Raw genomic sequence first — 2,288 nt, 5'->3', positions numbered from 1 at the left:
TGCCGCCGAGGCCCAGTACGCCAATGCCAAGGTAAATTACGAGCGGACGAAGAGCCTGGTGGCCCAGAAATTCATGAGCGCCGCGGCACTCGACAAGGCGAAGGCCGATTTCGATGCGGCCTCGGCCAATCGCGCCGCGGCGAGCGCCACGCAGAGTCATGCCACCATCGTCGCTCCGATTGCCGGCATCGTCGCCCGCCGCCATGCGGAGCTGGGCGACATGGCCATGCCGGGCGCGCCGCTGTTCACCATTTACCAGCCGGGCGGCCTGCGTGTCACGGCGAACATTCCGCAGTATCGTCTGAAAGAGATGCGTAACGTGAAGGCGGCCCGTGTCGAGTTTCCGGAGTTGGGTAAATGGGTCGAGGCCACCTCGGTTCAGGTGTTGCCGACGGCCGATGCGGCGACGCATGTGACGCCGGTGCGCGTCAACCTGCCGGACGTGCCGGAAGCGGTGCCGGGCATGTTCTCGCGTGTCCATTTCATCACCGGCAAGGCCGAGAAGCTGGCCGTGCCGGCCAAGGCCGTGCTGCGGCGCGGCGAGGTGGCGGCGGTTTACGTGCAGGCCGCCGACGGCCGCCTGAGCCTGCGCCAGTTGCGCCTGGGCGATATCGTCGGGCAGGGCGAGATCGAGGTGCTGGCCGGCCTGGCACCGGGCGACCAGGTGGTGACCGAGCCGGTGAAGGCCGCGATTGCCCTGAAAAATTCGCCAGCGGGCAAGTAAGCCATGCGCGCTGAACACACTTCCCTCGGTATTTCCGGGCGCATCGCTGCCGCTTTCCAGGCTTCTCGGATGACGCCGCTGCTGGCGCTGGTCGCCCTGCTGATGGGCATCTTTGCCACGCTGGTCACGCCGCGCGAGGAAGAGCCGCAGATCGACGTGACGATGGCCGACGTGCTGGTCGCCTTTCCGGGCGCTTCGGCCAAGGATGTCGAAAATCTCGTGGCCCGGCCGGGCGAGCAGGTGCTGTCGCGCATGCATGGTGTCGAGCATGTCTATTCCATGTCGCGCCCCGGCATGGCGGTGATCACCGTGCAGTTCGAAGTCGGCGTCAAGTACAACGATGCGGTGCTCCGCCTGCACGATACGGTGATGGCGCACCGCGATTGGCTGGCGCCCAACCTGGGTGTCATGGAGCCGGTGATCAAGCCGCGCGGCATCGACGATGTGCCCATCCTCGGCCTGACCTTCTGGACGGCCGATCCGGCCCGTTCGGCCTACGACCTGCAGCAGGTGGCGCGGGCGGTCGAGATCGAACTCAAGCGCATCAAGGGTACCCGTGACGTGTCGACGCTGGGTGGTCCCGATCACGCCATCCGCGTGCTGATGGACGCCGAACGGATGAATGCCTATGGCGTCACGCCGCAGGATATCGCCGGCGCGCTGAAGGTTTCGAATGCGCTGCAAAGCTCGGGCAGCCTGACGGCCGGCAACCGCGAGGTGCTGGTACAGACCGGCACCTATCTCGAATCGGTGGCCGACGTGAAGCGTCTGGTCGTTGCCGTGCGGGGCGACGCCCAGTCGCGCAAGCCGGTTTACCTGGCCGATGTGGCGAGCGTCGAGGACGGCCCCGACCAGCCGAAGCGCTACGCCTGGTTTGGCACCCGGGATGGCGAGTATCCGGCGGTGACCATCCAGTTGTCGAAGCAGCCGGGGGTCAACGCCGCCGACGTGGCGAGCGCCGCCATCGCGCGCATCGAGGCACTGAAGAACACGGTGATCCCGGAAGGGGTCGAGGTCACGGTAACGCGCAACTATGGGGAAACGGCCACCGAGAAGGCGCAAAAGCTGATTGGCAAGCTGATTTTTGCCACGGCCTTCGTGGTTGCCCTGGTTTTCTTCGCGCTCGGCCGGCGCGAGGCGGTGATCGTCGGCGTTGCCGTGACGCTGACCCTGGCCGCGACGCTGTTCGCGTCCTGGGCCTGGGGCTTTACGCTGAACCGTGTGTCGCTGTTCGCGCTGATTTTTTCGATCGGCATTCTTGTCGACGATGCGATCGTGGTGGTCGAGAACATCCATCGCTGGCAAGGGCTGCATCCGGACAAGGGCCTGCTCGAGATCATTCCGGGGGCGGTGGACGAAGTCGGCGGGCCGACCATCCTGGCGACGCTGACCGTGATCGCCGCCCTGCTGCCGATGGCTTTCGTGTCCGGTCTGATGGGGCCGTACATGAGCCCGATTCCGATCAACTCGTCGATGGGCATGGCGCTGTCCCTGGCCATCGCCTTTGTTGTGACGCCCTGGCTGGCGGCCAAGCTGATGAAGTCGCACGGCAGCGGGCACGCCG

2 protein-coding genes are annotated in these 2,288 nt (G+C 66.0%); both read left to right on the top strand.

Annotated features, from left to right (window positions below):
• Window positions 1-724 (top strand): efflux RND transporter periplasmic adaptor subunit (locus A6M56_RS19855; protein ID WP_286758360.1); only part of this gene is annotated, 724 nt, incomplete at its 5' end.
• A gap of 3 nt (window positions 725-727) precedes the next feature.
• Window positions 728-2,288, top strand: a 1,561-nt coding sequence (locus A6M56_RS19850; protein WP_502686945.1) for an efflux RND transporter permease subunit, incomplete at its 3' end; no start/stop codon positions are given.

Source organism: Ralstonia sp. RL (genome assembly GCF_001683835.1).
In the GTDB taxonomy this organism is placed as follows: domain Bacteria; phylum Pseudomonadota; class Gammaproteobacteria; order Burkholderiales; family Burkholderiaceae; genus Ralstonia; species Ralstonia mannitolilytica.
The sequence above is the reverse complement of the archived record's forward strand: the minus strand, read 5'-3'. Positions and strand labels throughout refer to the sequence as shown.